1 tRNA gene is annotated in these 321 nt (G+C 52.6%); it reads left to right on the top strand.

Features of this window, described 5'->3' with window-relative positions:
* Window positions 1-35: 35 nt before the first annotated feature.
* Window positions 36-110, top strand: a tRNA-Glu gene (locus OK409_RS22480).
* Window positions 111-321: the final 211 nt, after the last annotated feature.

Here is a 321-nt window from a genome sequence, read left to right as displayed (position 1 = left end):
TGAGCAGGACGGCTGCGAAGTCGTGACACTTTTGTGTCCCCTTCGTCTAGCGGTTAGGACTCCGCCCTTTCACGGCGGCAACAGGGGTTCGAATCCCCTAGGGGACGCCACCTGCTTGGTGACAGGTGAAAGGTGTCTCCATACAGTATCTCAAAACCGATTTGGTTGCGTAAGCAGCCGGGCCGCGTTTGAGATATTTGCTCTTTAACAATCCGGAACAAGCTGAAAATTGAAACGACGCAGCGCGTCATTCCTCCGTAATTAAGGAATGGCAAAGCGATGCGTTCGAGTCTCTCAAATGCTTGCAACACGCAGCGTTGA

Origin of the sequence: Pantoea sp. RG18 (assembly GCF_025910075.1) — a bacterium.
Lineage (GTDB): Bacteria > Pseudomonadota > Gammaproteobacteria > Enterobacterales > Enterobacteriaceae > Pantoea > Pantoea agglomerans.
This window is presented reverse-complemented; position numbering and strand designations above follow the sequence as displayed.